This window comes from Hymenobacter aerophilus DSM 13606 (assembly GCF_000382225.1).
Lineage (GTDB): Bacteria > Bacteroidota > Bacteroidia > Cytophagales > Hymenobacteraceae > Hymenobacter > Hymenobacter aerophilus.
The window spans coordinates 92,405-113,900 of the sequence record NZ_KB907812.1 but is presented as its reverse complement, the minus strand read 5'-3'; the positions used below and the strand labels follow the sequence as shown (position 1 = coordinate 113,900).

General features: G+C 63.7%; 16 protein-coding genes. 9 read left to right on the top strand and 7 right to left on the bottom strand.

Annotated elements, in window-relative coordinates; genetic code table 11:
- Positions 1 to 28 precede the first annotated feature (28 nt).
- Positions 29 to 1,234, bottom strand: a complete 1,206-nt coding sequence (locus H145_RS0111370) for a homogentisate 1,2-dioxygenase (RefSeq protein ID WP_019948275.1) — start codon at positions 1,232 to 1,234, stop codon at positions 29 to 31.
- 256 nt (positions 1,235 to 1,490) lie between these two features.
- Here H145_RS0111370 and H145_RS0111365 point away from each other — a divergent pair, with 256 nt between their 5' ends.
- A complete protein-coding gene (locus H145_RS0111365) occupies positions 1,491 to 2,465 on the top strand; it encodes a transglutaminase-like domain-containing protein (RefSeq protein WP_019948274.1) in 975 nt (324 codons plus the stop codon).
- Positions 2,466 to 2,555: 90 nt separating this feature from the next.
- Here the strand turns inward: H145_RS0111365 and H145_RS0111360 are convergent, their stop codons facing one another.
- Positions 2,556 to 4,238, bottom strand: coding sequence for a S41 family peptidase (locus H145_RS0111360; RefSeq protein WP_019948273.1), 1,683 nt, complete (start codon positions 4,236 to 4,238; stop codon positions 2,556 to 2,558).
- 402 nt (positions 4,239 to 4,640) lie between these two features.
- Between H145_RS0111360 and ruvX the strand changes: the two genes are divergently transcribed.
- Together ruvX and def are read left to right on the top strand one after the other, a co-directional pair.
- Positions 4,641 to 5,051 (top strand): Holliday junction resolvase RuvX, encoded by a 411-nt coding sequence (gene ruvX / locus H145_RS0111355; protein ID WP_019948272.1) that lies wholly within the window; start codon positions 4,641 to 4,643, stop codon positions 5,049 to 5,051.
- Positions 5,048 to 5,653 carry a peptide deformylase gene (def, locus tag H145_RS0111350; RefSeq protein ID WP_019948271.1) on the top strand — a complete coding sequence of 202 codons (606 nt, stop codon included), beginning with the start codon at positions 5,048 to 5,050 and terminating at the stop codon, positions 5,651 to 5,653. Before ruvX ends, def begins: the two co-directional genes overlap by 4 nt.
- Before the next feature lie 191 nt (positions 5,654 to 5,844).
- Here the strand turns inward: def and H145_RS0111345 are convergent, their stop codons facing one another.
- Positions 5,845 to 7,260, bottom strand: a complete 1,416-nt coding sequence (locus H145_RS0111345; protein ID WP_019948270.1) for a hypothetical protein — start codon at positions 7,258 to 7,260, stop codon at positions 5,845 to 5,847.
- A gap of 246 nt (positions 7,261 to 7,506) precedes the next feature.
- On the opposite strand from H145_RS0111345, the gene H145_RS20995 reads away from it, so the two are divergent.
- The 5 genes from H145_RS20995 to H145_RS24970 all read left to right on the top strand — a co-directional run bounded on the left by H145_RS20995 (position 7,507) and on the right by H145_RS24970 (position 14,819).
- Positions 7,507 to 7,971, top strand: coding sequence for a ribosome-binding factor A (locus H145_RS20995; RefSeq protein ID WP_019948269.1), 465 nt, complete (start codon positions 7,507 to 7,509; stop codon positions 7,969 to 7,971).
- A gap of 137 nt (positions 7,972 to 8,108) precedes the next feature.
- Positions 8,109 to 8,918: a class I SAM-dependent methyltransferase gene (locus H145_RS0111335; RefSeq protein WP_019948268.1), complete on the top strand. Its 810-nt coding sequence runs from the start codon at positions 8,109 to 8,111 to the stop codon at positions 8,916 to 8,918.
- 55 nt (positions 8,919 to 8,973) lie between these two features.
- On the top strand, positions 8,974 to 9,309 hold the full coding sequence (locus tag H145_RS0111330; RefSeq protein WP_019948267.1) for a hypothetical protein: 336 nt from the start codon (positions 8,974 to 8,976) through the stop codon (positions 9,307 to 9,309).
- Positions 9,310 to 9,408: 99 nt separating this feature from the next.
- On the top strand, positions 9,409 to 10,635 hold the full coding sequence (locus H145_RS0111325; protein WP_019948266.1) for an FtsX-like permease family protein: 1,227 nt from the start codon (positions 9,409 to 9,411) through the stop codon (positions 10,633 to 10,635).
- A gap of 161 nt (positions 10,636 to 10,796) precedes the next feature.
- A complete protein-coding gene (locus tag H145_RS24970) occupies positions 10,797 to 14,819 on the top strand; it encodes an SNF2-related protein (protein ID WP_019948265.1) in 4,023 nt (1,340 codons plus the stop codon).
- Positions 14,820 to 14,927: 108 nt separating this feature from the next.
- Here the strand turns inward: H145_RS24970 and H145_RS0111315 are convergent, their stop codons facing one another.
- From H145_RS0111315 to ettA, 4 genes are all read right to left on the bottom strand, one after another.
- The gene (locus H145_RS0111315) at positions 14,928 to 15,920 is read right to left on the bottom strand and encodes a cation diffusion facilitator family transporter (protein WP_019948264.1); all 993 of its coding nucleotides are present in this window, start codon (positions 15,918 to 15,920) and stop codon (positions 14,928 to 14,930) included.
- Between the two features lie 581 nt (positions 15,921 to 16,501).
- Positions 16,502 to 17,059 carry an amidase family protein gene (locus H145_RS24965; protein ID WP_019948263.1) on the bottom strand — a complete coding sequence of 186 codons (558 nt, stop codon included), beginning with the start codon at positions 17,057 to 17,059 and terminating at the stop codon, positions 16,502 to 16,504.
- A 45-nt stretch (positions 17,060 to 17,104) separates the two neighbouring features.
- The gene (locus H145_RS24960; protein ID WP_019948262.1) at positions 17,105 to 17,989 is read right to left on the bottom strand and encodes an amidase; all 885 of its coding nucleotides are present in this window, start codon (positions 17,987 to 17,989) and stop codon (positions 17,105 to 17,107) included.
- Positions 17,990 to 18,133: 144 nt separating this feature from the next.
- Positions 18,134 to 19,801 (bottom strand): energy-dependent translational throttle protein EttA, encoded by a 1,668-nt coding sequence (gene ettA, locus H145_RS0111305; protein WP_019948261.1) that lies wholly within the window; start codon positions 19,799 to 19,801, stop codon positions 18,134 to 18,136.
- 213 nt (positions 19,802 to 20,014) lie between these two features.
- Between ettA and H145_RS0111300 the strand changes: the two genes are divergently transcribed.
- On the top strand, positions 20,015 to 21,361 hold the full coding sequence (locus H145_RS0111300; protein WP_019948260.1) for a DUF349 domain-containing protein: 1,347 nt from the start codon (positions 20,015 to 20,017) through the stop codon (positions 21,359 to 21,361).
- The last annotated feature ends 135 nt before the right edge of the window (positions 21,362 to 21,496 follow it).

Sequence of the window (21,496 nt, the reverse complement as noted above, 5' to 3'; positions counted from 1 at the left end):
GACCTTCTTTATAAACTGTTCAGGCCGCTCAATCCATCATATCGGCCGAGCGGGGCGGGTTGTGCGCCTCGGGTCGCCAGCTGAGCGGGTAGTTCTCGTCCTCGTAGGCCAGGGCGGCCTCGGTGAGGTACAGTGGCCGGAAGGTGTCGAGCATGACGGCCAGCTCGTGGGTTTCCTTCTTGCCGATGCTGGCCTCCACGGTGCCGGGGTGCGGCCCGTGCGGGATGCCGCTGGGGTGCCAGGTGAACGAGGCCAGATCGACGCCGCGGCGCGACATGAAGTTGCCGGCCACATAGTACAGCACCTCGTCGGAATCGACGTTGGAGTGGTTGTAGGGGGCCGGAATGGCCAGCGGGTGGTAGTCGAACAGCCGTGGCACGAAGGAGCAGATAACGTAGTTGTTGCCCTCGAACTGCTGGTGCACCGGCGGCGGCTGGTGGATGCGGCCGGTAATGGGCTCGAAGTCGTGGATGCTGGTGGCGTAGGGGTAGAAGTAGCCGTCCCAGCCTACCACATCGAACGGCGAGTTGCCGTAGATAAGCGAGTGTAGCTGCCCGTCCTTCTGCACCCGCACCTCGTACTCGCCCGACTCGCGCACATCGTCCTCAATCAGCTCCGAAGGCCCGCGGAAATCCCGCTCGCAGTAGGGCGCGTGCTCCAGCAGCTGCCCGAAATGGTTGCGGTAGCGCCGGCAAGTTTCTACGGGGCTGAACGACTCAATGATGAGCAGGCGCACCGGCCCTTCCTCGAAGTGCATCTGGTGGATAATGGTGCGCGGAATCACGAGGTAGTCGCCCGGCTCGAAGGCCAGCTTGCCCAGCTGGCTCCACAGCTCACCGCGGCCTTCGTGCACGAAAATCACCTCGTCGGCCAGCGCGTTTTTGTAGTAGTAGTCCATGCGCCGCTGCGTGGGGTTGCAGATGCTCATGGTCACGTCGGAGTTGCCGAGCATTGTCTGGCGGGCTTCCAAGTAGTCGCCGCCGGTGCTCACCTGGGCCAGTGTGCGCAGGTGAGCCGGAGATAAAGGCCGGTCTTTGAGCAGCTTGGGCGCAAACGGCCGGGCCTCGCCCACCCGCTGAATTTCGGTGGGCGCGTGGCGGTGATACAGCAGCGACGACACCCCATGAAAGCCCAGCGTGCCCACCAGCTGCTCGTGGTAGAGCGAGCCGTCGGGCTGCCGGAACTGGGTGTGCCGCTTGCGCGGAATCTGGCCTAAACGCTGATAAAAAGGCATAGCGAACGAGTTTTTCGGGTGGGAAATACCGGGTTCGTGAAGGTACAAAGTTTCTCAGTGGCCAGGGGTGAATTGTGAGTCACCAGTTGCCAGAACGTCATTCAGAGCGCAGCGAAGAATCTCGCGTGCTGAGGTTGCGACAATAACCGTTCAGTCATTTCAAGCGAGATTCTTCGCTGCGCTCTGAATGACGTTCTGGCAACTGGCAGCTCACCACTGAGAACCAAATACCTTTGCCGGCGCTTTACTACCCGCTATGCTTTCGTTTCTGCTGCCTCTGCTTGCCCTGCTTGCTGCCCCCAACTCGGCCCCGGAGCCACGCAGCCGCACTTTCCGGTTCGAGTACACGGCGGCCGTGCCCGCCGCCCCGGCCGGCACCCGTACCGTGGAGCTGTGGCTGCCCGTACCCCACGACGATAAGTCGCAGCAGGTGCGGCAGCTGCGCGTATCGGCCCCGGTGCCCTACACTATCCAGACCGGCGAATATGGCAACCGCATCCTGCACCTGCGGGCCACGGGCGCGGAACTCAAGGGCTTCGAGGTGAAAATGAGCCTGGAGGCCACCCGCCGCGAGCACCTGAGCCTGCCGCTAAGCACCGGTCAGCGCCCCACCCCCGAGCCGGCCGGCCCCAACCTGCGCCGCTGGCTGGCCCCCGACAACCTTGTGCCACTCGACCCCCAAATCCGCCTCTGGGCCACGGAAGTCGTAACCAAAGCCGGTGCCCGCACCGACCTCGAAAAGGCCCGCGCCATCTACGAGCACGTGGTAAGCACCGTGGCCTACGACAAAACCGGCCAGGGCTGGGGCCGCGGCGACATCTACTATGCCTGCGACGCGCGCCGGGGCAACTGCACCGATTTCCACGCCGTGTTCATCGGCTACTGCCGGGCGCTGGGCATTCCGGCCCGTTTCAGCATCGGCTTTCCGCTGCCGCCCGAACGGGGCACGGCCGAAGTGAAGGGCTACCACTGCTGGGCCGAGTTCTTCACGCCCGAAACCGGCTGGGTGCCGATTGATGCCTCCGAGGCCGCCAAAAACCCCGCCCGCCGCAACTACTTCTTCGGCGCCCACGACGAAAACCGCCTCGAATTCAGCCAGGGCCGCGACCTGGCCCTGGCCCCCCGCCAGCAAGGCCAGGCCCTCAATTATTTCATCTACCCCTACGCCGAAGCCGATGGCCAGCCCCTGCCCGGCGTCGGTCACAGTTTCCGCTTCCAGGACGAGCAGTAGCGCGAACAGTAGCGCGAACTTTGTAGTTCGGGGCCCTGCGCCGTTGCAATAGAATGGAGCGACGCAGGGCCGCGAACTACAAAGTTCGCGCTACTGCCCCGCCAGACCTAATAAGGCCGTGTTGCCGGGCTCGCGCAGGGCGCTCAGGGCCTGCTGCATTTCGGCGTCGTCGTGGTTGAGGACGCGGAAATAGGCCGTTTTGCCGTAGGCGCTGCGGGCAATGTGGGCCTTCAGCTGGCTGCGCAGTAGCGGGGCGCAGCGGCGCAGACCGGCCGCGTCGGCGGGTAGGCCGTGCTGCATGGCGCGGGTGGCCAGTAGCTGCAACTGCACATCACTGATGCGGAACTGCTCGCCGAACTGCTCGAAGCGCAGCGCCTCCAACTCGGTTTTGTGGTCCTGGTAGTAGCTCAGGGCGAACTCGCGCACCAGGTTCAGGCTCTGCAGCTTCAGGTAGTAGCCCGACTGCGCCGAGGTGTCGCGGGCCACAAACAGGTCGGGCATGATGCCGCCGCCGCCGTACACCACCCGGCCGCGGGCCGTGCGGTAGCGCAACGAGTCGGCGAAGTGGATGCTGTCGGCGTGGAAATACTCGCCATTGCGGGCGCGCTTCTGCAGCTCCTGCTCGTATTCGGCCAGACCGTGGCCGTACGATTTCTGAATGCTACGGCCCGAGGGCGTGTAGTAGCGGGCAATGGTCAGGCGCAGCTCCGAGCCGTCGTTGAGCGTGATGGGCTGCTGCACCAGGCCCTTGCCGAAGGTGCGGCGGCCCACCAGCAGGGCCCGGTCGTGGTCCTGCAGGGCGCCGGCCAGCACTTCGGAGGCCGAGGCGCTGCCTTCATCCACGAGCACTACCAGCGTGCCATCCTCAAACTCGCCGGCCACCCGCGAGTAGGTCTGAGTGTCGTACTGGTCGCCCTTGCCCTCGGTGTACACGATTTTGCGGGTGCCGCCGATAAACTCGTCGGCAATTTTGGTGGCCCTATCGAGGTAGCCGCCGGGGTTGCCGCGCAAATCCAGCACGAGCCGCGAAAGGCCCTGGCGGCGCAAATCGCCCAGGGCAGCCTTGAACTCGTCGTAGGTGCCGCTGGCGAAGCGGCTGATTTTCAGGTAGCCCGTCTGGTTGTCCACCATGTAGGCCACATCGACCGACGAATTGGGGATGCGGTTGCGCGTTACGGCCACGCTGATGGGGCGCGGCAGGCCCCGGCGCAGCAGCTGCAGTTGCACCCGGCTGCCACGGGGGCCGCGCAGCTTACCAAACAAGTCCTGCATCGTGAAGTGTACGCCCGACACGGCCAGCCCGTCAACGGTCAGAATCCGGTCGCCGGGCTGCAGGCCGGCCTGTTCGGCGGGGCCTTCGCTGAGCGGCGCCACCACCGTTACGGTGTCGCGGAACAGATTGAATTCGACGCCGATGCCGTCGTAGTCGCTTTGCAGAAACGAGGAGGCCTGCTGCTGCTGCTTGGCCGGAATGAATACCGAATGCGGGTCGAGGCGCTCCAGCATGCGGGTAATGGCGTAATCCGACAGCTCCTCGGCGTTTACCGAATCCACGTAGTCGCGGTCGATGTAGCTGAGGATTTCCTTGAATTTGAGGTAGCCGCGGGCCGTCAGGTCGGGGTTCTGGCTCGAGGGCCGGAAAGGGTTGGCACCAATCAGCACGCCGCAGGCCAGCACCAAACCCAGCAGCCAGGGCTGGCGCACCTGCCACCGCCAGTTGCGGGCTCCGCGCTCCGAATCGGGCCGGGGTGGCTGCTGGGGCTGAAAGGTCATAAAGCGCTAAGCGAGTAGGTGTTCAATCAATAAGCGACTAGTAGGCGGATAACAACTCTCCAAACTTATTGAAACTTTTCAAAGAAAACGGCGCCTTACATAGCGGTATCTCCATTTTCCAATAAGTATCCAATTTTTTATAATTCAAAGCCAATAAACCAGCGTTTTTACGTATTTTATCCTAACCAGAAGCTACGGTAGCGACTAGGCGGTACAAAGGTTTTTATATAATTATAGAACGATCAAACTTTTCGCTGAACCGCCGGGTTTGCTCGCCCGGCGGCCGTTTGGTGCCTGTGGCCTGCAGGCACTTAGGGCCGGGCCGTTCGGGCGGGCTGTCGTACCTTTGCGGGGCGGCGCCCACCGGGTGGTGGGGCCGCGCTACACTCTTTTTTCGATGCAATGGGGCGCGTTCTGGCCATTGATTACGGGCATAAGCGCGTGGGACTGGCCGTCACCGACCCGCTCCAACTCATTGCCACCCCCCTGGCCACCATCCATAGCCAGGAGCTGCTGGCCTACCTGAAAGCCTACCACCAGCGCGAGCCGCTGGAGGCGTTGGTGGTGGGCATGCCGCGCACGCTCGGCAACGAGGCCACCGATGCCACCAGCGCCGTGGTGGGCCTGGTGCGCCGGCTGCGCAAGGAATTTCCGCAGGTGCCGGTGCACGAAATCGACGAGCGGTTTACCTCCCGCATGGCCCACGCGGCCATGCTGGCCGGCGGCCTCGGCAAAAAGGACCGCCGCGACAAAGCCACCGTCGATAGGGTGGCGGCCACCCTTATCCTTCAATCTTACCTCGAATCCCGATGATTTTCCCCATTGTTGCCTTCGGCGACCCGGTTCTGAAAACCCTCGCCAAACGCCTGCCCGCCGACTTTCCGGCCGCCGAGCTGGAGTTGCTGGTTGCCAACATGTACGAAACCATGTACCACGCCCACGGCGTGGGCCTGGCCGCCCCGCAGGTAGGCAAAAGCATCCGCCTGTTCGTCATCGACTCGACGCCCATGCTCGACGAGGACGAAGACGGCAACCCGATTGTGGACGAGCCCACGGCGGCGCCCGTCAAGCGCGCCTTCATCAACCCCGAAATGCTGAGCGAAACCGGCGAGCCGTGGGCGTTTGAGGAAGGCTGCCTGAGCATTCCCGGCATCCGCGAGCGGGTGACGCGCTGCCCGGTTATCCGGCTGCGCTACGAGGACGAGCAGCGCCAGGTACACGAGGAAACCTTCTCGGGCCTCACCGCCCGCGTCATTCAGCACGAGTACGACCACCTGGAAGGCGTGCTGTTCACCGATTACACTTCGGGCCTGCGCAAGCAGCTGCTCAAGGGCAAGCTGGCCCGCATCAGCAAGGGCGATGTAGATGCCGACTACCGCATGCGCTTCGCCGCCCCCGCCGGCGGCCGGCGGTAGCGCTTAGAAGTAAGAACTTAGAAGTGAGAAGTGAGAAAAGGAACGTCATTCAGAGCGCAGCGAAGAATCTCGCCTGAACACGCTGAACGGTCATTGTTCAACGGTAGCACGCGAGATTCTTCGCTGCGCTCTGAATGACGTTCCTTTTCTCACTTCTCACTTCTCACTTCTCACTTCTAAGTTCTCACCTCTCACTTCCCCAGCCGGTACACGCCTTTGGTGCTGGTGGGCTGGTAGCGGCCGAACACCTGCGGGAGCTTGTAGCGCAGCTCGGGCAGCAGGTTGCGCTGGTCGATGAGGTACTGCGGCGGGTTGGAGCCGAGCTGGCGAGCGAGCCGGAACACGGCGGCGTACTCGTCGAGGTGGCCGAAATCGACCTGGGCCAGGCGCCAGTCGAGGTAGGGCGAGGCGAGGCGGTTGTGGGCGTAGGGGCGCAGGCCGGGGCCGAGCACGAGCAGCCGCTGGCCCTGCAGAAACCGGGTACGCGGGTCGGGCTGCACGGCGTAGCGGGACTCCAGGGGCAGCTGCAGGGCCGTATCGAGGAAGAACACGCCCCGGTAGCGCACCAGCAGCACGGCGCCCATCAGCAGCAGCAGCCCCACTTCGGGCACCCAGGCGCGGGCGGGTTTCTGCCACAGATAGAGGCTGAAATAGGCCGCCGGGGGCAGCAGCAGCACCGCCGTGCCGGGCGCTACGCCCCGGCCGGCCACGGCCACGGCGGCCGCCACCAGCACCCACACCAGCATCAGCTGCTGAAATTTCACCTGAAAAACGAGGCCCGGCGGCTTTACCAAACTGCGCAGCAACCCCAGCACCAGCACCAGCCCCGGCAACGCCAGCAGCCGCAGCTGCACGGGCAGCGGCAGGCCATCGGTGCCGGCTACCAGGCCGCTGAGCGTGGGCTGCAGGTGAAAATGCACGAAGCCCGCCAGCGAATCGGTGTAGAGGAAAAACGAGCCCACCACCGCATAGGGAAACAGAAACCCGCACACCAGCAGCAGAAAGCTGCGAAACGAGTTGGCCGCAAAGATGATAACGGCAAACAGCCCCAGCAGCAGAAACAGCGCCAGCGGCAGGTAGCACAGCGCCGCCACACCCAGCAGGAAACCGGCCCGGAACAGGCGGCGGTTGTCGTAGCCCTCGCGCGAGGTGGGCAGCAGGGCGCTGAATCCGGCCAGCAGAAACGTGTGGCCCAGCAGCAGCGGCGAGAAAATGTCGAGGTCGGTGCTGACGGAGCCCAGCAGCAGGTAGGTCAGCGCCACCAGGTAGCCGCGCTCGGGCAGCGCATCGGCGCGGTTGAGCACGAAGTTGAAGCGCAGGGCCTGAAACAGCAATAGCGCCAGCGCCAGCAGCCGGTACAGCCACAGCGGCCGGCCGCCCACCAGCTCCAGCAAGCCGCCCAGGGCGGCGGCCAGCGGCGCAGTGCTGTCGTACAGGTCGCGGTAGAGGCGGGCGCCCTCGTTCAGCCGCTCGCCCAGCAGCATTTCGCGCAGTTCGGTGGGCATCAGCGGCAGGCCCCACCAGAGCAGCGGCAGCCGCAGCGCCAGCACGAGCAGCAGCAGCAGCAGCAGGCGGGTAGGCAGGGAGCTTTTGAAAAATTGCAGCAAAGGGCAGAAAGGTGAAGGTCCGGAGAACTGTGGGACTGGGGCAGGATGACGGGCAAAGATACTGTCATCCTGAGCGCAGCAACGGGCCTTATCATGCAAGAAGGAGTTGTTGTTGCGGCCGTTTATGCGTGATAAGGTCCTTCGCAAGCTCAAGATGACAATATCTTTGCCCGCCGCCCGCCTCAACCTTTTAGCCGCCTGGGCCGCCAATCCTCAAGGCCTCAATTCGTATCTTTGCCTATTCTTATGGAAAGCAAACGACAACAAAAAGTAGCCAGCCTGCTGCAGCAGGAGCTGGCGGCCGTATTTCAGCGCGAGCTGCCGCACCTGTTTCCGGGCCTGCCGCCCGGCATCAGCCTGGTGCGCGTGTCGCCCGACCTGGGCGTGGCCCGCGTGTACCTGAGCGTGCTCAACATCGGCAGCGCGGCCGACAAGGCCAGCCAGGGCGAGCAGCAGCTGGTGCTGGTGAAAGACAACGGCAAGGCCATCCGGCAGGCGCTGGCCAAGCGCATCCGCCGCCAGCTGCGCATCGTGCCCGAGCTGGTGTTTTTCCTCGACGACTCGGCCGCCTACGCTGCCCAGATGGACCGCGTGTTCGGCGACCTGGAGATTCCGCCCGCCCCCGCCGAGCCCACCCCCAACGAAGACACCGACGCGGCCACCCGCCCCGGCGGACCGCGCCCGCGCCTGTTTGGCGGCCCGGCGGAGTAGTGAGGTGGTGAAATGGTGAAATGGTGAGTTGCCGTTCAACCAGTTTTCATCGGCCAACGAGCTGTTCAGCCCCCTCCTTTCGCCAGTTGGCTAGCCCAACGTCAACTCCCCATTTCACCATCTCACTAGTTCCCCTCTTGCATTACGACCCGATTAAAAAGTCGCTCGGCGACGTGTTCAACCGCACGCCCTGGCTGCGGCAGGTTTTTTACCACCTGCTCGATCTGCTGCTGCTGCGCACCTGGCACGTGCACCGCGAACTGCGCGAGTGGGGCAAAGGCCGTAGCCAGGAGCCGCTGGCCATCCTCGATGCCGGCTCGGGCTTCGGGCAGTACACCTACTGGTTGTCGGGCCAGAGCCCGAAGTGGGAAATTCTGGCCGTCGACGTAAAAGAGGAGCAGGTGGCCGATTCCAACCGCTTCTTCCGCCAGATTGGCCGCGTAAACGCCCAGTTTGCCGTGCAGGACCTCGTGCTTTACCAGCAGCCCAACACCTTCGACCTGGCGCTTTCGGTGGATGTGATGGAGCACATTCTGGAAGATGTGGAGGTGTTCAAAAACATCCACGCCTCGCTCAAGGATGGCGGCATGCTGCTCATCTCGACCCCCAGCGACCAGGGCGGCTCCGACGTGCACTCCGACGGCGAAACCAGCTTTATTGAGGAACACGTGCGCGACGGCTACAACATCCACGAAATCCAGCAGAAGCTGCGCGCGGCCGGGTTTGAGCGCATCGAGGCCCGCTACAGCTACGGCGAGCCGGGCCAGATTTCGTGGCGCCTGAGCATGAAGTACCCCATCCAGATGCTGGGCGCCTCGAAGTGGTTTTCCCTGCTGCTGCCCTTCTACTACCTCGTCACGTTCCCCTTCTGCCTGCTGCTGAACTGGCTCGACGCCAGCACCCGGCACGAGTCGGGCACCGGCCTGATTGTGAAGGCCTGGAAATAGACCTTTCCGCCCCGGCGGCGTATCTTGGCTGCAGAACCCGCTCAACTGCGCTGCTATGGCCGACAAAAATGATTACTCGGAGGTAATTGCCGAAATGCTCATCCAACTGCAACAGCACAGCGTGCTGCTTGACAAGCAAGGCCGCGCGCTGGATAATATTCTGGCTGTACAAGGGAAAATGCTGGAAACCCAGGAGCAGATGCAGCAAACCCAGGAGCGTATTCTCGACCGCCTTGACCGAGGCGAAGCGGGCTTCAACAACTTCGCCAACGCTGTGCTCGACCATCTGGGAGCCATCCGTTCCGATTTGCGCGATGTACGGACTACTGTGTTCCAAGACCATGAGGAGCGCCTGCGCCGCCTCGAAGATTTTATGCGCCGCGCCAGCTAGGGGCGGTAGTTTTACTTTTTCAACTTTGCCTCAAGAGAAGCGAAAGGCCGTTGCCGCCCGTAACCCTTTCCCCCGTGTTTTCTCCGCCGCGTCCCGCCCGTGAACGTCCCGCTGCTCATTGCCCGGCGCTATTTTTCCTCCAAGAAAAAGCGCAACATCATCAGCATCATTTCCAACATCTCGATGGTGGGGGTGGCGGTGGGCACCACGGCCCTCATTATCGTGCTCTCTGTCTTCAACGGCCTCGAAGATCTGGTGCGCAGCCTCTACGGCAAATCCGACCCCGATCTGGTGGTGACTTCCGTGCAGGGCAAATCGTTTGAGCTGGCGGCCCCGCTGCTGGTGCGCGTGCAGCGCACGCCCGGCGTGCGGCTGGTAACCGAGGTGATTGAGGACAACGCCCTGCTGCAGTACCGCGACCGGCAGATGGTGGTGAAGATGAAGGGCGTGTCGGCCAACTATCACTACCAGAGCAACATCGACTCGGCCATTGTCGACGGCAGCTCCGATTTGCAGCGCGAGGGCCGCGACTACGCGCTGCTGGGCGCCGGCGTGCAGCACGAGCTCAGCATCGCCCTCGACAACCGCTTCGCGCCCATGCGCCTGCTCTACCCCAAGGCCGGCAAATTCCGGGTTTCTATGGACCCCGATGCCTATTTCACCCAGAAAAATATTCTGGCCGGCGGCGTTTTCCTCATTGAGCAGCGCATCGACGACAGCTACATTTACGTGCCCCTGGAGTTTGCCCGCGACCTGCTCAGCTACGGCACCCGCCGCACCGCCCTGGAAGTGAAGGTGAAAGACGGCCAGGACATTGAGCAGGTGCAGAAAACGCTGCGCGAACGGCTCGGGCCCACCTTTAAGGTGCTCAACTCCGACGAGCAGCACGTGTCGTTGCTCAAGGCTATTAAGGTCGAGAAGATGTTCGTTTTCATCACCTTCGCCTTCATTCTGCTCATTGCCAGCATCAACATCTTCTTCTCGCTCTCGATGCTGGTGATTGACAAGAAGAAGGATATGGCCGTGCTCATGGCCATGGGCGCCGACCAGCGCACCATCCGCAACATCTTCCTGTTTGAGGGCGCCATTGTGGCCCAGGTGGGCGCCATTGCCGGCCTCGTGATTGGGGTGGGCATCTGCTGGATTCAGCAGACGTTCCATATTGTGAGCATGGGCATGGCCACGAGCGTCGTGGACGCCTACCCGGTGAAAATGCAGCTCTCCGATATCGTGCTCACCGGCATTGCCATCATCATCATCACCATCACCGTCTCCATCCGGCCGGCCCTCAACGCCTCGCGCCTCGACGTGCGCGACAACCTGTAGCGTAGCTGCCCGGGGGCGGCCATCGGGCCTGCCGCTTTGGCCCAACCGGGCCGCCGCAACGACGGCGGCCCGGTTTTATTTTACTGTCGACCTTCGTTATTGGCTAAAATTACCCTATTTAGCGGGCTGTTTAGGTTTCATTGCCCCTACTAAGTCTAACCATGAAGGTCTCAACTACTGAGCCGTTTCAGATTGTTTATTCGCTGCTGGAGCATGAATATCTGGGCTATCTGTTCGAGTCGTACGTGGTGCAGCGCAACGAGCGGGGGCAGCTGACGCTGCTGCACCAAACGGTATCGGCCCGCAACGCCGCCGAGTTTGGCACCGGCCTCGATGCCACCGACTTCGAGCTGGTTGCCCTCACCGACCAGATAAGCCAGGACGCGGTTATCAAGGAGTTCGGGCCTAAAAAGAAGACCACGCCGGCCGATTTCTTCCTGAAGGCATACGACCCTGAGAAGGGCGATAAGGCGCTGCAGGACGCCATTTGCCAGTACGTGCAGGCGCGCATGGGCCGGATTCTGAGCCGGCTGGCGGGCAAGTGCGTGTTCATTATGGGCCGCGACGGCGAGCCGACCTGGCGCGAAATTTCCCTGGCCCCCGAGCCGGCCTCGGTGCTGTTCCACTTCCGGCGCAACGAGGAGAATACGCACTACTTTCCCACCATTCAGTACCAGGGACAAAAGCTCGATTTCCAGTACAAAGACGCGGTAATTGTGTGCGAGCAGCCCGCCTGGTTGCTGGTGGGCGACGTGCTGCACAATTTCCGCAACGAGGTCGACGGTAAGAAGCTCAAGCCCTTCCTAAGCAAGAAGTTCATCGTTATTCCGCGGCAGGTCGAGGACAGCTACTTCCGCAAGTTCGTGGCCCCGCTGGTCGAGTCGTTCGATGTGCACGCCCGCGGCTTCGATATCCGCTCGGAGCGCTACGTGGCCCGGCCCCAGCTCACGTTTTCCGATGCCCCGGTAGCGGCGGCCGGCGCGGCGGCTACGGCCGTTGCGCCCGCCCCGCGCCCGGGCCGCCGGCCGGCCGCCGCTACAGCCGTGGCCGCCGCGCCGGCGGCGGCGCCCGCCAACCACATCCACTTCGACCTGAGCTTCCGCTACGGCCCGCACACGGTGCCCTCCGACCACGACAAAAAGGTGTGCGTGAAGCTGGAAAAGCAGGCCGATAACTACGTGTTCTACCGCCTCATCCGCAACGCCGAGCAGGAGGCCGAGGTGGTGCGCGAGCTGCTGAGCCGGGCCCTGGAGGTGGAAAACGGCCGCGCCCTGCTCGACAAGGCCACCGCCTTCCGCTGGCTGCACGACCACGCCGACGAGCTGACCCAGCGCGGCTTCACGGTGAAACAGGGCCGCTCGTCGGGCAAGGACTACTTTATCGGGGCCGTTTCGGTGGAGGTGGGCATCACCGAAACCAACGACTGGTTTGATGTGCACGGCGTGGTGCGCTTCGGCGAGTTTGAGATTCCCTTCATCAAGCTGCGGCCCTACATTCTCAACAAGCGCCCCGAGTTCCGGCTGCCCAACGGCCAGATTGCCATCATTCCGGAGGAGTGGTTTGCGCAGTACCTGGAGCTGTTTGCCTTCGCTGAGGAGCACAACGAAGGCCTGAGTCTGCGCAAGCACCACGTGTCGCTGGTGGCCGATTTGCAGAGCGGCAACCTCGCTACCGTGCTCATGAGCCGGAAGCTGGAGCAGCTGCGCGAGTTCGAGATGGTGGCCGAGCAGCCCGTGCCCGCCACCTTCCGCGGCGAGCTGCGCCCCTACCAGAAAGCCGGCTACGACTGGCTCCACTTCGTGCAGAACTACCAGTTTGGCGGCTGCCTGGCCGACGATATGGGCCTGGGCAAAGCCCAGCCGCTGCACGCCCGTCTGCTGACGCCCACCGGCTGGAAAACCATGGGCGAGGCCCGCGTGGGCGACGTGCTCATCAACTCGCAGGGCGGCCACTCGCGCATTACGGGCGTGTTTCCGCAGGGTGAAAAGCCGATTTACCGCGTGACGTTTACCGACGGAGCCACCGCCGAATGCTGCGCCGAGCACCTGTGGTCCGTGCAAAGTCCGGTGCAGAAGTACCGCCAGCAGCCCTACCAGGTAAAGGAGCTGGCGGCGCTGCAGCACGACCTGCACGACCGGCACGGCAACACCAAATGGTTTGTGCCCCTGGTGGCCCCGGTGAACTTTGCGCCCCAGCCCGTGCCGCTCGACCCCTACCTGCTGGGCCTGCTACTCGGCGACGGCTGCTTCCGCCAGAATAGCATCAGCATTTCCACAGCCGACGCGGACATTGTGAACTACGTGGCCGACACGCTGCCGCCCACCCTCGCCATGCACCACCGCGCGGGCACTTACGACTACACGCTGGTGAAAGCCGCGGCGGGCTGGACCAACGAGCTGATGCAGACCATCGGACAGCTGGGCCTGAAAGGGCGCGGCTCGGCGGATAAGTTTATCCCGGAGGTCTACCTGGTGAACGACGTGGCCACCCGCCTGGCCGTGCTGCAGGGCCTGCTGGATACCGACGGCTACGTGTCGGCCAGCGGCGACGTGTGTCAGTTTACCTCAATTTCGGCCGAGTTGATTGCGGGCGTTACTTTCCTGGTGCAGTCGTTGGGCGGCACGGTGCGCCGCAGCAGCAAGGTGCCCACCTACACCTACGGCGGCGAAACGCGCACCGGGCAGCTGGCCTACACGCTCACGCTGAGTTTGCCGCCCACGGTGGTGCCGTTCCGACTGAGGCGAAAAGTGGCGCTGTACCGGCCCAAAACCAAGTATCGGCCCTACCGCGGCATAAAGTCCGTAGAGTTGGTTGGCACGATGGCGGCCCAGTGCATTGCCGTAGATGCGCCCGACCGGCTGTACGTGACCGACGATTTCGTGCTCACCCACAACACCGTGCAGACGCTGGCGCTGCTGCTGCGGCGCAAGGAAATGGCGGCGGCCCACGGCGCGGCGTCGCTGCTGGTGATGCCTACTTCGCTGGTGTACAACTGGATGACCGAGGCGTTTAAGTTCGCGCCCGGCCTGCGCCTGCTCATCTACACGGGCACCTACCGCGAGAAAAACGTGGACCAGTTTGCCGATTACGACGTGGTGCTGACCAGCTACGGCATCGTGCGCCTCGACATCGAGCTGCTCAAAACCTACCAGTTCGACTACGTGATTCTCGACGAGTCGCAGGCCATCAAAAACCCGGGCTCGACCACCTCGCAGGCCGTGCGCCAGCTGCCGGCCCGCCACCGCCTGATTCTGACCGGCACGCCCGTCGAGAACAGCACCATGGATTTGTGGTCGCAGATGTCGTTTATCAACCCCGGGCTGCTGGGCACGCAGGCGTTTTTCCGCAAGGAATTCCTCAAGCCCATCGAAAAGCACCAGGACGAGGACAAGCGCCGCCGGCTGCACGCGCTCATCAAGCCCTTCATCCTGCGCCGCCACAAGGCCCAGGTGGCCACCGAGCTGCCCGAAAAGATTGAAAACCTCGACTACTGCGCCATGACCGACGAGCAGCAGCAGTTCTATGAGGAAACCAAGAGCCACTACCGCAACCTGATTCTGCAGAGCCTGGAGGAAACCGGCTCGGCCAACACCCAGTTCGTGCTGCTGCAGGGCCTCACCAAGCTGCGCCTGATTGCCAACCACCCCCGCCTGGCCGACGAAAACTACGCCCACGAATCGGGCAAGCTGCGCGAGGTGATCCGGATGATAAAAAGCGTGGTGGCCGAGGGGCACAAGGTGCTCGTGTTTAGCCAGTTCGTGAAGCACCTGGCCCTGGTGCGCACCGCCCTCGATGAGCGGCAGATTGCCTACGCCTACCTCGATGGCAACACCCGCGACCGGCACGCCGAGGTAAACCGCTTCCAGGAAACGCCCGCGCTGCGCGTGTTTCTCATCAGCCTGAAAGCCGGCGGCGTGGGCCTCAACCTGACGGCCGCCGACTACGTGTTCCTGCTCGACCCCTGGTGGAACCCCGCCGTGGAGGCCCAGGCAGTAGACCGCGCCCACCGCATCGGCCAGCAGCGCACGGTGTTCACCTACAAGTTCATCACCCGCGGCACCGTCGAGGAGAAAATCCTGGCCCTGCAGCGCAAAAAAATCCAGCTCGTAACCGACCTGATTTCCACCGACGAAGCCGTCATCAAAAACCTGACGAAGGAGGACATCGAGGAGCTGCTGGCGTAGTGGTGATTTGGTGATTTAGTGGTTTGGTGCTGTCATCCTGAGCGCAGCGAAGGAACTATACAGAAGGTACTATCAGATGTTAGCTTCTGTATAGGTCCTTCGCTGCGCTCAGGATGACAGGAGGCTTCCTGCGTCACAATCTTTTAACTCACTCACCGGCTCCACGAACACGTGCTGCACGTCGGGGTGGGCTTGCCGGAGGGCGGTGCGCAGGCGGGCGGCGGCCAGGGTGAGTTCGGGGCCGGAGAGGGTGGGCTCGAACGTGACGCGCACGACGAGCAGCATTTCGTGGGGGCTGAGATAAGTGGAGAGGGGCGAAGCCACGGCCTGCACGGCCGGGTCGGTGCGGGCCAGCTCCTGCAGCTGCGCCAGTACAACGGGCGCGGCGGGGGCGCCCAGCAACAAACTGTGGTTCTGGCGCAGCAGCAGGCCCGCCACCACCAGCAGCAGCAGGCCGATGAGCAGCGAGGCGGCCCCGTCGAAGTAGGGGTTCTGGAAGTAGTGGCTCAGAAACACGCCCAGAAAGGCCAGCACCAGTCCGATAACGTCGGCCGCATCCTCGAACAGCACCACAAAGGTGCCGGGGTCCTTGCTGGCGCGGAAGGCCCGCCAGAACGGCTGCCGGCCGCGCTGCGCGTTGAAGGTGCGCCGGGCCAGCAGGAACGAGCCGCCATCGAGCACCAGGGCCAGAATGAGCACCACATAGTTCCAGGTCGGGTCGCTGAGGGCCGGCGGGTGGCGCAGGTGCTCGATGCCCTCGTAGATGGAAAAGCCCCCGCCGATGCCGAAAATCAGGATGGACACCACGAAGGCCCAGAAGTAGAGCTCCTTGCCGTAGCCGAAGGGCCGGGCGGCGTTGGCCGGCCGCTGGCTGCGCCGGATGCCCAGCAGCAGCAGCACCTCGTTCAGCGTATCAACCAGCGAGTGGATGCCCTCGGCCACCATGGCCGAGCTACCCGAGAAGCCCGCCGCCACAAACTTGACCACGGAAATGGCCAGGTTGGCCCCCAACGCGGCCACAATAGCCGTTTTAGACGACGATTCGGGCGCGGCGTCTGGCTCGGTAGCGGCAGCAGATACGGGCGTTTCGGAAGCAGGCATACGGCAGGGTTCGGCAGCGAAAGCAGCAAATGCGCTCCAAACCCATACGAATATCCGGCCGCGGCTGCTACTTTGGGACCCAATGCCCGTGCCGGCGGGGACGGTTTGCGTTGACGGCGCACAATGTAGAGACGCAAACTTTCGCGTCTCGGCGTTGCTGACGTTGTTGCTCGTAACTGTTCCGGCGCCGACTGTTCAACGCCGAGACGCGAGGGGTCGCGTCTCTACAACCACTCCCGACCAACGCAGGCGGGCAATTGGATTACTCTGTTCTGTTAAAGCACTGCCAACATGGGGTTATTTGATGCACCAGAACCCGTCGGGGTTGAAATAAAGGGCCACGTATTACGCTGCGTTATTTGTCAGCACGACCGTTTTTGGCGACGTAAAGCGCAACTCAACAAAGCCTCATCCAGCCTGTTCGGCACCGAATGGCTTGACACCACGGCCGTATGTTACGAGTGCGACAACTGTGGCTACCTGCACTGGTTTGTGCCGAAGTAGATTAGGCATTAATCGGCAGTTGGCTCGTTTTGCTACTCACAGTGAGGGATAATAGCTGATAAGCCGCCACTAACAACTCACAACCCCGGCCGCCGCCCAAACCACGGCCGGGCCTGTTCCAACTGCCCGGCCAGCCGGAACAGCACGTCTTCAGCCCCCAGCGGAGCCACGAACTGCACGCCGCAGGGCAGGCCGTCGGCGGTCCAGTGCAGCGGCACCGACATGGCGGGCTGGCCCGTGAGGTTGACGAACTGGGTGTAGGGCGTCTTTTCCAGGCTTTGCTCGGCCAGCTGTTCCACCAGCCCCGAGCGGCGCATCAGCCCACCCAGCCCGAAGGTGTTCACCAGCTTCAGCAGCAGCTGCTCGGTAGGCTTGGGCTGCAGCTCGCCGATGCGCACCGGCGGCACGGCCAGCGTGGGCGTGAGCAGCAAATCGTAGGTCTGGTGGAAGCGGCCGAGGCTACGGGCGCAGTCGTTCCAGGAGTGGCGGGCGGCGGCGAAGTCGGCGGCCGAGTAGGTGCGGCCCAGCAGGCCGAGCAGCCAAGTGGTGGGCTCCACGTCGGCGGGCCGGGCGGGGCGGCCCAGGTGCTGCGCCAACGCGGCCAGGCTGGCCCCGGTTTCGCCGAAGTACAGCATCAGAAACGCCCGCGCCACGGCCTGTCCGTCGAAGGGCAGCGGTACTTATTCTACCTCGTGGCCCAGGCGTTCGAGCAGCGCGGCGGCCTCGCGCACGGCCGTAGCGCACTCGGGGTGCAGGGGCTTGCCCAGCGGGTGGCCCAAGCTGAAGCCGATGCGCAGCCGGCCGGGCTCGCGGCGCACTTCCTCCAGGTAGGGCCGGGCGGGTGGGGGCAAAAAGTAGGGCGCGCCCGGGTCGGGGCCGGCGGTGGCATCGAGCAGGGCCGCGCTGTCGCGCACCGAGCGGCTGAGCACGTGCTCCACGGCCGCGCCCTGCCACTTCTCGCCTTGCTCGGGGCCGGTGGGGTTGCGGCCCCGGCTGGGCTTGAGACCGAACAGCCCGCAGCAGGCCGCCGGAATCCGGATGGAGCCGCCCCCGTCGCCGGCGCCGGCCACGGGAGCTATGCCGGCTGCCACGGCCGCCGCCGCCCCGCCGCTGGAGCCGCCGGGCGTGTGGTCGAGGTTCCAGGGGTTGCGCGTGGGGCCAAACAAGGCTGGTTCCGTTACGCCCATGAGCGCAAACTCGGGCGTGTTGGTTTTGCCCAGCACGTTGAGGCCTGCCTGCTGCCAGCGCCGCACCAGCTCGGCATCCTGCGCGGGCACGAAGCCCCGCAGCGCCCGGCTGCCGGAGCTGTGCGGCACACCCGCGTACTGGGCCCCGAAATCCTTGAGCAGAAACGGCACGCCCCCGAACGGCCCGGCCGGCAGCCCCGCCGCGGCCCGCGCCTCCGCCGCCTCATACAGCGGCCGCACCACGGCATTAATTTGCGGGTTCACGGCTTCGGCGCGGGCCACGGCGGCGGCGCACAGGTCGGCGGCCGTCAGCTGGCCCTGGCGTACGAGGTCGGCCTGGGCGAGGCCGTCGAGCTGGTCGTATTCGGCAAAGGTCATGGGCGGGTGGGGGCTTTGGCGGTTGATATTAGGTCTCCACTGTCATCCTGAGCAGCGCGAAGGACCTATACAGGAGCTAATATCAATGGATAGCTTCTATATAGGTCCTTCGCGCTGCTCAGGATGACATGAGGTTACGAACCGCTACCCCAGGCTGCGGTAGCGCACGCGCTTGGGCTCCACGTCGCCGAGGCGCTTCTTCTTGGCTTCCTCGTAGTCGGAGAAGTTGCCCTCGAACCAGACCACTTCCGAGTCGCCCTCGAAGGCCAGGATGTGGGTGGCCAAGCGGTCCAGAAACCATCGGTCGTGGCTGATGATGACGGCGCAGCCGGCGAAGTTCTCCAGCGCATCTTCCAGGGCCCGGATGGCATTCACGTCGAGGTCGTTGGTTGGTTCGTCAAGCAGCAGCAGGTTGGCACCCTGCTTGAGCGTGGTGGCCAGGTGCACCCGGTTCCGCTCGCCGCCCGAGAGGCTCCCGACTTTCTTTTCCTGGTCGCCGCCCCGGAAGTTGAAGTTGCTCACAAAGGCCCGCGAATTCACCGGCCGGCCGGCCAGCAACATGGTTTCGGTACCACCCGAAATGGTTTCGAACACCGTCTTGTTGGGCTCCAGCGTGTCGTGCTGCTGATCCACGTAGGCGGTTTGCACCGTGGGGCCGACTACGAACGTACCGGCATCGGGCTGCACCTGGTCGGTGATGAGGCGGAACAGCGTGGTTTTACCGGCGCCGTTCGGCCCGATAACGCCCACGATGCCGCCCTGGGGCAGCGAGAAGCTCAGGTTATCAAACAGCAGCTTGTCGCCAAAAGCCTTGCGCAGGCCGTCCACCTCAATCACCTGGGCGCCCAGGCGGGGGCCGTCGGGGATGAAGAGTTCGAGCTTCTGCTCCTTTTCCTTGGAGTCTTCGCTCACCATTTTGTCGTAGCCGGCGAGGCGGGCCTTGCTCTTGGCTTGGCGGGCCTTGGGGGCCATGCGCACCCATTCCAGCTCGCGTTGCAGGGTTTTCTGGCGCTTGCTCTCGGTTTTCTCCTCCTTGGCCAGGCGGTTGGCCTTCTGCTCCAGCCACGAGCTGTAGTTGCCCTTCCACGGAATGCCTTCGCCGCGGTCCAGCTCCAGAATCCAGCCGGCCACGTTGTCGAGGAAGTAGCGGTCGTGCGTGACGGCAATGACGGTGCCTTTGTACTGCTGCAAATGCTGCTCCAGCCACAGCACGCTTTCGGCGTCGAGGTGGTTGGTGGGTTCGTCGAGCAGCAGCACGTCGGGCTCCTGCAGCAGCAGGCGGCACAGCGCCACCCGGCGCTTCTCGCCGCCCGAGAGGTTGCCGATAATGGCGTCGGCGTCGGGGGTGCGCAGCGCATCCATGGCCCGCTCCAGCTTGCTGTCCAGGTTCCAGGCGTCGAGCTGGTCGAGGCGCTCCTGCACGGTGCCCTGGCGCTCCAGCAGCTTGTCGAAGTCGGGGTCTTCGCCGCCGAAGGCTTCGTTGATTTCCTCGAATTCCTGCAGCAGCGCCACGGTTTCGGCCACGCCTTCCTGCACTACTTCGAGCACCGTTTTGGTGGGGTCGAGCTGGGGTTCCTGCTCCAGGTAGCCCACCGAGTAGCCCGGCGAGAACACCACTTCGCCCTGAAACTGCTTGTCGACGCCGGCAATAATTTTCAGCAGGCTCGACTTACCCGAGCCGTTGAGGCCGAGCACGCCGATTTTGGCGCCGTAGAAGAACGAGAGGTAGATATTTTTGAGAACCTGTTTCTGGGGCGGGTACACCTTGGTGACCCCGGCCATCGAAAAGATAATGGTGGGCTGGTCGCTCATGGAAAGAAAATAAAGCGGAAAAAAATGGCCTGACGCGGGCAGAAAGCCGGCTGGCCGGTGTTGTCGGCTTCTCAAAGGTAGGCAGCCCGCCCCAACATTCCGCCCCGGCCAGCGGCCCCCGGCCCCGGCAGCGAATCTGGCCAACAAGCCGTAAACTTGTACCTCGTTCTGCTCCCAGTTCTCCTTTCCCACTTAGTTGTTTTCTATCCGATTATGGAATTACCGGCATCCACCCCCGACCAGCTGCTGGCCCAGGCCCAGCAGTACGGCTACACGGAGGGCGACCAGGTCTGGCTGCGCCCCGTGCTCGATTATCCGGCCCGGCCGGTGGGCCGGGTCAAGGAGTCGGCCGAGGCCTCGTTGCGCTACTTTGCCCAGCGTTTCGGCCGCTACCAGGCCAAAGTGGAGGAGCTGCTGCGCAACATGCAGGAGTCCGACAACAAGGGCTCGTTTCTGATGAAGGCCCAGCACCTGAAGGAGCAGGCCGGCAGCTACGATGCGCTGGGCGACTTTGCCGCGCTGCACGCGCAGCTCAGCGCGGCCGAGGAAACTATTCAGGCCACCGTGCGGCAGAACCGGGCCAAAAACCTGGCTACCAAGCACAGCCTCATCGAGCAGGCCGAGGCCCTGCACAACACGCTCGACTGGCAGGAAGGCAGCAACCAGCTCAAGGACCTGCGCCAGGCCTGGATCAAGACCGGGCCGGTGGAAAAGGAGCTGACCGACGAGCTGGAAAAGCGCTTCCAGACCGCCGCCGACGCTTTCTACGCCCGCAAAAAGGAATACATGGCCGTGAAGAAGGCCATGACCAACCGCACGCAGGAGCAGTACAAAGACCTGATCCGGCGCTCGGAAGCCCTGAAAAACTCCACGGAGTTCGAAGAAACCAGCCGCAAGCTGAAACTGCTGCAGCAGGCCTGGAAGGAGCTTGATGGCAACCTGCCCCGCAAGCAGGCCACCGAACTCTGGACGAGCTTCCGGGCGGCGCACAACCACTTTTTCGAGCGCCTCAAAACCCACATCGAAAGCCAGCGCCAGCAGCCCGGCAGTGGCGGCGCGGCGGGCGGCAACAACAGCAGCGGCGAGGAAAACCTGCGCCGCAAGCGCGCCCTGGTAGCCGAGGCCCAGGAGCTGCTGAAGCGGCCCATGCCCGAGGCTGTAACCCGCGCCAAAGAGCTGCAGGCGGCCTGGAAACAGGTGGGCCCGGTGCGCGGCGAGGAGTCGGACCAGGTGTGGGAGCAGTTTATCATGGCCTGCGATAAGGTGTTTGAAATGAGCGCCCTCGACTACTACATGCGCAAGCGCCAGGCCGCCGACCCCACTGCGCCCAGCCCGGCGCCGGCCGCCGAGGCCACGCTGCGGGTGCAGGCCCTGCGCGAGTTTGTCCGCCTCGATGAGCAGGAGCGGCAGGTGCTGCGCGACAACCTCGACAAGCTCAGCCCTAGCCCCGCCAACGACACATTCCGCAACCTGCTGCAGGGGAAAATCAGGGCCTTCGACCGAAAAATCAGAACCAAGAACGACCTGATTACCATGTACCAAGCGGCGGCCGGGCGCTAGCCGGCGCACCGGCGAAGCGGCGGGCCTTAACCTTCGCGGCGCATTTACGTTGTCGTCAGCAATTGCGCCGACGTACCTTTGCGCCGCGGTCCTGATACCGTTCTGGCAGGCCCACCGTATCGGCCGGGTTTTTGC

Coding starts and splice junctions, on each gene's coding strand:
- def (WP_019948271.1), top strand. CDS start 5,048: ATGATTTTCCCCATTGTTGCCTTCGGCGACCCGGTTCTGAAAACCCTC.
- H145_RS0111300 (WP_019948260.1), top strand. CDS start 20,015: ATGGAATTACCGGCATCCACCCCCGACCAGCTGCTGGCCCAGGCCCAG.
- H145_RS0111315 (WP_019948264.1), bottom strand. CDS start 15,920: ATGCCTGCTTCCGAAACGCCCGTATCTGCTGCCGCTACCGAGCCAGAC.
- H145_RS24970 (WP_019948265.1), top strand. CDS start 10,797: ATGAAGGTCTCAACTACTGAGCCGTTTCAGATTGTTTATTCGCTGCTG.
- ettA (WP_019948261.1), bottom strand. CDS start 19,801: ATGAGCGACCAGCCCACCATTATCTTTTCGATGGCCGGGGTCACCAAG.
- H145_RS0111330 (WP_019948267.1), top strand. CDS start 8,974: ATGGCCGACAAAAATGATTACTCGGAGGTAATTGCCGAAATGCTCATC.
- ruvX (WP_019948272.1), top strand. CDS start 4,641: ATGGGGCGCGTTCTGGCCATTGATTACGGGCATAAGCGCGTGGGACTG.
- H145_RS0111365 (WP_019948274.1), top strand. CDS start 1,491: ATGCTTTCGTTTCTGCTGCCTCTGCTTGCCCTGCTTGCTGCCCCCAAC.
- H145_RS20995 (WP_019948269.1), top strand. CDS start 7,507: ATGGAAAGCAAACGACAACAAAAAGTAGCCAGCCTGCTGCAGCAGGAG.
- H145_RS24960 (WP_019948262.1), bottom strand. CDS start 17,989: ATGACCTTTGCCGAATACGACCAGCTCGACGGCCTCGCCCAGGCCGAC.
- H145_RS0111360 (WP_019948273.1), bottom strand. CDS start 4,238: ATGACCTTTCAGCCCCAGCAGCCACCCCGGCCCGATTCGGAGCGCGGA.
- H145_RS24965 (WP_019948263.1), bottom strand. CDS start 17,059: ATGCTGTACTTCGGCGAAACCGGGGCCAGCCTGGCCGCGTTGGCGCAG.
- H145_RS0111370 (WP_019948275.1), bottom strand. CDS start 1,234: ATGCCTTTTTATCAGCGTTTAGGCCAGATTCCGCGCAAGCGGCACACC.